5 protein-coding genes are annotated in these 5,618 nt (G+C 72.0%); 2 read left to right on the plus strand and 3 right to left on the minus strand.

The genetic code is table 11. The annotated features are described in order from the left end of the window. Positions 1-1,165: ATP-binding cassette domain-containing protein (locus Q0R63_RS18300; RefSeq protein ID WP_295700522.1), on the plus strand; the 1,165-nt coding region annotated here is incomplete at its 5' end. A gap of 82 nt (positions 1,166-1,247) precedes the next feature. Here Q0R63_RS18300 and Q0R63_RS18305 read toward each other — a convergent pair. The 3 genes from Q0R63_RS18305 to Q0R63_RS18315 all read right to left on the minus strand — a co-directional run bounded on the left by Q0R63_RS18305 (position 1,248) and on the right by Q0R63_RS18315 (position 4,240). Next, positions 1,248-2,003: an HAD family hydrolase gene (locus tag Q0R63_RS18305; protein WP_295700524.1), complete on the minus strand. Its 756-nt coding sequence runs from the start codon at positions 2,001-2,003 to the stop codon at positions 1,248-1,250. Between the two features lie 249 nt (positions 2,004-2,252). Then, positions 2,253-3,599, minus strand: coding sequence for an MFS transporter (locus tag Q0R63_RS18310; RefSeq protein WP_295700527.1), 1,347 nt, complete (start codon positions 3,597-3,599; stop codon positions 2,253-2,255). Then, complete coding sequence (locus Q0R63_RS18315) at positions 3,596-4,240, minus strand: GntR family transcriptional regulator (protein ID WP_295700530.1); 645 nt, start codon at positions 4,238-4,240, stop codon at positions 3,596-3,598. Before Q0R63_RS18315 ends, Q0R63_RS18310 begins: the two co-directional genes overlap by 4 nt. A 197-nt stretch (positions 4,241-4,437) precedes the next feature. Between Q0R63_RS18315 and Q0R63_RS18320 the strand changes: the two genes are divergently transcribed. Beyond that, positions 4,438-5,618 (plus strand): biotin/lipoyl-binding protein (locus tag Q0R63_RS18320; protein WP_295700533.1); only part of this gene is annotated, 1,181 nt, incomplete at its 3' end.

A 5,618-nucleotide genomic window follows, 5' to 3' on the forward strand; every position in this document is an offset into this window, starting at 1 on the left:
GCTCGGGGTCGGTCACCTGCCCCACGACCGACCGGTCGCCGAGCTGTCGGGCGGGGAGCGCACCCGTCTGGCGCTGGCGGCGATCATCGTGCGTCGGCCGGACTGCGTCCTGCTCGACGAACCGACCAACCACCTCGACGACGAGGCGATGTCTCACATCGAGGAGTTCGTCCTCTCGGCGCCCGGGGTGGTCGTCGTCGCGAGCCACGACCGCGTCTTCCTCGACCGGACCGCGGCGGTCGTCGTCGACCTCGACCCCTCGTACTTCGGGATCGACGGCGAAGGCGGGTCGCGGTTCTCCGGTGACTTCACGGCATACCTCGGAGCGCGGCGGAAGGGCCGGCGCCGTTGGGAGGAGGCCTTCCTCGCGCAGCGCGAGGAGCTGGGCGCCCTGCGCCTCGCCGAGCAGACGACGGCCCGGACGGTCGCTCACGACCGCGGCCCCCGCGACAACGACAAGAGCATTTACAAGTTCAAGGGCGCCAAGGTGGCCCGAAGCGTCGCGCGTCGGGTGCACGACGTCCAGCGCCGCATCGAGGTGCTCGAGCGCGCGCAGATCCCCAAGCCGCCACGACCGCTGACCTTCGGGGGACGGCTCGCCGAGGGGCCGGGCAGCGTGCTCGTCCGCGACCTCGTCGTGCCCGGCCGCGTCGAGGTGCCGACCCTCGCGGTCGAGCCCGGCGAGCACCTCCTGGTGACCGGGCCCAACGGCAGCGGCAAGTCGACCCTGCTCGCGGTCCTGGCCGGTGAGCTCGAGCCGACCGGCGGCGACGTGCGGGTGCGTGCGGAGCAGATCGGCTACCTGCCGCAGGACGTCACCTTCGACCGGCCCGACCGCACCGCCCACGAGGTGTATGCCGCCTACGTCGCCACCGCCGGCGTGCTGGACGCCCCCCCGCTCGGTGACCTCGGGCTGCTCCACCCGCGGGAGCTCGGCAAGCCGGTCGCGGTCCTCAGCGTCGGGCAGCAACGCCGGCTGGCACTAGCCCTCGTCGTCGCGCTGCAGCCGGACCTGCTGCTCCTCGACGAGCCGACCAACCACATCTCGCTGGCGCTCGCGGCCGATCTGGAGGAGGCCCTCGGCCGGTCGAGCGGCACCGTGATCGTGACGAGCCACGACCGGTGGCTGCGCCGCCGCTGGACGGGCCCGGTGCTCCCGCTCTAGTGCTTGCGTCCGCGGGACCGGTCGCGAGAACGACCCTTTCCGCGGACGTCGTCAGAAGGCGGGGGCGAGAGGGGTGTGCCGGTCAGCCGACGAGTCGTAGGACGATGTCGAGACCGTGGACCGGGCCGTCGGTGCGGGGCAGGATGAGGGTCCGGATGCCGAGAGCAGCCGCTGCGGCGTCGTCGTGCCAGCTGTCGCCGACCATCAGCGCCTCGTGCGCCTCGACGCCGAGCAGCCCGAGCGTCCGGGCGAAGATCTCCGGACGTGGTTTGGCCACACCGACCTCGTAGGACATCACCAGCACGTCGAACCGCCCGGCGAGCCCGTTGCGGTCGAGCACCGGCCGCAGGTCGAAGCCGACGTTGGACAGGATGGCGGTGCGAACCCCCCTCGTGCGCAACGTGTCCAGCGTCGCCCCGGCATCGTCGTAGGCCGCCCAGCGACCGGGCATCGCGGCATACAGGGCGTCGGCGAGATCGGCGTCGTAGCCCGGCGCGGAGACGATCGTCGTGTCGAAGACCTCGCGGTGGAGCTCGGGAGAGAGGTCGCGGGTGTTGGCCGGGTCGAGGGGTCGGGCGTGCTCCCAGATGCGGTCCAGGAAGCCGGCCAGGCCGGCGGCATCGAGAGCGTCCGCGGGGACACCGGGGCGCTCCAGGCGTTGCCAGGCGTCGACGAGCCACCCGTGGGGGTCGCCCCCGCTGACGAGCGTCGAGTGGAAGTCGAAGATCACCCCGGTGATCGGCCAGCCACCGGAGGGCGGAGTCCCGGCGCCGGAGGGGGGAGACCCGATGTCGGGCGGGATGTCGGGCGGGGTGTCGAGCGGCGCGTCGGGAGGCACCTGGCGAGGGTAACGGCCGTCTCGGCACGACGAGCACGCGCCGGTCCGTAGGACATTCGGGACTATTGATGATTCGGTGACTGAACGGTCAACCGTCCACGTAGGCTGGCGTCTGCCCCCGCGGGCGTCCCCCCCTGGGCCCGTGCGGTGGGCACCGGCCCCTCCGTCCCCCCTGTGAGGGGCTGATGAGCGCGGTGACGCCTGATGGCGTCACCGCGCTCGAACTCTCCCCGGAGCCTCGAACCGGTCTCAGGGCGTCGAGATCCCCGGCAGCGCCGAGTCTCCGCGTCGCAGCGCGGCCATGCCCTCGGGGTTGGTCCGGGCCAGGTGGCCCCGGGTCCGCCGCCGGTGACGCCATACCTGCACGCCGCCGATGACCCAGAAGAGGTACTGCACGCACATCGCGATCCGGAAGTCGCCCAGGTCGTAGAACTGCGGACCACGCGGCTCGAGGTGGTCCAGGACGACGCCGATCAGACCCATCGTCAGCAGCGACGCCACGAAACCGCCGATGTTGGCGATGCCGATGGCCGAGCCCAGCCGGTGCTGGGGGTTGAAGGTCCGGGCCAGGTCGAGGCCGACCATGGACCCCGGTCCGCCGAGCGCGGAGACGACGACGAGCAGGACGAGCACGCCGAGCGGAGCCGGCCCCGGCCAGAGCAGGACGAGCGTCCAGACGGCAGCGATCGAGACGACGATCGCCAGCACGTACTGCGAGCGGTGGTAAGGGTGCCGGGCGACGAGCTGGCCGAGGACCGGACCGAAGACCATGGCGCTCGCGGTGATGACGACGAGGAGGGTGCTGGCCGCGGTCTCGCTGAGGCCCTCGCCCTTGACGAGGAAAGGGAACCCCCAGAGCAGGGTGAACACCGTTTGCGAGAACTGGCTGGTGAAGTGCGACCACAGTCCCAGCCGGGTGCCGGGCGTGCCCCACGTCGTCCGGAGGTTGGCGACGACGGTGTGCACCCGGATCGGCTCCTGGGGGGTCCCCTCGAACGGCGAGTCCTTGACGACGAGCACGAGGACGACGGCGAGCACGAGCCCAAGACCCGAGGCGATGAGGAACGACGCGCGCCAGCCGATCGAGTGGAGGGCGGCGGAGAGGGGGAAGGACGCGGCGATCGCCCCGAGCTGCCCGACCTGACCCGTCAACTGGGTGAGGAGCGGGATCTGCCGCACCCGGAACCACAGCGCGGTGACGCGCATGACGCTGACGAAGATCATCGCGTCGCCGGCGCCGACGAGGATGCGGGCGCTCAGCCCCACCGCATAGGTCCCCGCGAAGGCGAACCAGAACTGTCCGATCGTCATCAGGCCGAGGCCCACGAGGAGCAGGCGCCGCGAGCCGTAGCGGTCGAGCAGGACGCCTACCGGGATCTGCATCGCGGCGTAGACGAGGAGCTGCACGACGGTGAAGGTCGCGAGCTGGGAGGCCGTGATGTGGAACCGGTCGGCCGCGATGAGCCCGGCGACGCCGAGGGAGGTGCGGTGGAAGATGCTGAGGACGTAGACGGCGAGCGCGGCGGCCCAGACGGCATACGCGCGGCGACCGCCGATGTCGTGGAGCTGGAGCCGGGCGGGGGTCAGCGTGCTCACCGGCTGCCCCGCAGCCGCGCGATGGCGCCCTGCACGTGGGTGCGGGTCAGTCGGACGTATGCCGCCTTCGTGCCGGACCGGAGCAGGTCGAGCAGCTGACGGTGTCCGCTCAGTGCCTCGTCCAGCCGGGCGTCCGACATCCGCAGCTGCGTCGCGACGATGGTGAGCTGCCGATCGCGCAGGGCTTGATAGGTGTGGGCGAGCACCGAGTTGCCGGCGGCCGCGACGATCACCTCGTGGAAGTGGCGGTCGTGCTCGACGAATGCCGTGACGTCACCGGCGCGCCGCGCCTCAGCCATCGCTGCGAGGAGGGGGTCGAGCAGCGTGAGCACCTCGTGGCGCCGCGGCCACATCGCGCCGGCCGCCCACTCCTCGATGACGAGCCGGGCCTCGAGCACGTCGTGCGCGGCCTCGGCGGTGACGGGGACGACGAGAGCGCCCTTCTTGGGGTAGAGCCGCACGAGACCCTCCACCTCGAGGCGCAGCAGGGCCTCGCGGACGGGAGTGCGCGAGACGCCGGTGGCCTCGGCGATCTCTCCCTCGGTGACGAAGGTGCCCCCGGGACGCTGACCATCGAGGATGTCGCGCTTGATCCGGTCGTAGACCCGGGCTGCGGCGGAGGGCGGCATCGTGAAACTCATGATGCATTCAGGATAGATACAACAGAGGTGACCCGCCAAACGAGTGCGTCCACTCACGCCGACGGCGGGTCCCCACAGCGGGAGCACAGGTGCGTGCCAGCCCGAGCGGAAGCACGGGTCATAGCGTCCGATCGGCGGTCCGGGAAGCGGCCCGCCCTCGAACGGGAAGTGGGTCCCCCATGGCCGGGAGGCATCGGATGCGGCGCAAACCGCTTATCGTCATGGTCGCCGCCGTCATCATCGTCGCCGGTGCGGTGGGGGCTTGGGCCAGGACGCGGTCCACCGCAGCGGCAGCCACGACGACGACCCGCACCGTCGCCGCCACCGTGGAGACGCTCAAGCAGACCGTCTCGGCGACGGGCACGATCGAGCCGAAGACGCAGTCGAACCTCAGCTTCGCCGGCTCCGGGACCGTCACCGCCGTCAAGGTGGCGGTCGGCGACGTCGTGACCGCCGGCGAGGTCCTGGCGACGATCGACCCCACCAACCTCCAGGACGCCCTCGCCCTCGCCCAGGCCAACCTCGACTCGGCGACGACGGCGCTGACCGCGGCGCAGGCCACCGGCACCACCACCCAGATCGCCGCCGCGCAGGCCCAGGTCGACTCGGCGACCCTGAAGCGCAGCTCCGCCCAGACCGACCTCGCCGGAGCGACGATGACCTCTCCGATCTCCGGCACGGTGGCGACGGTCAACCTCACTGCGGGCACCGCGGTCTCGTCCGGCTCTACCGGTGGGTCCGGTGGGTCCGGTGGGTCCGGTGCCGCCGGCTCCGGGGGCTCCGGGAGTGCCGCCGGCACCAGCGGCACCAGCAGCACCAGCAGCTCGGCCCAGGTGGTCGTCATCTCGACCAGCTCCTGGGTCGTCAACGCGGCCGTCGGCAGCGCCGATCTGGCCTCGGTCAAGAAGGGGCTGCAAGCCACCATCGCCCCCACGGGCGCGACGACCCCGATCTTCGGCACGGTGACCTCCGTGGGCGTCATCGCCACCTCGGGCACCAGCGGTTCGGCGACGTTCCCCGTGATCGTGTCGGTGACGGGCACCCCCTCCGGCCTGTATGCCGGCGGCTCGGCAACCGTCTCCATCGTCACCAGGCAGATCGCCGACGCGGTGACGGTGCCCACGGCGGCCGTCCGCAGCCTGAACGGGCAGAGCGTCGTGCAGCTCGTGAAGAACGGGAGCACGGTCTCGACCCCCGTGACCCTCGGTCTCGTGAGTGGCGCGACGACCCAGATCACCGCCGGGGTCAGCGAGGGCGACCAGGTCCTCGTCGAGATCCGGGGCTTCGGCGGCGGCGGGGTCGGCCTGAACGGACAGACCGGCGGGACCCGGCGGCAGGGGACCGGGACGGGTGGCGCGGGCGGCGGTGGCGGCGCGGG

Origin of the sequence: Lapillicoccus sp. (assembly GCF_025353065.1) — a bacterium.
Classification (GTDB): domain Bacteria; phylum Actinomycetota; class Actinomycetes; order Actinomycetales; family Dermatophilaceae; genus Lapillicoccus.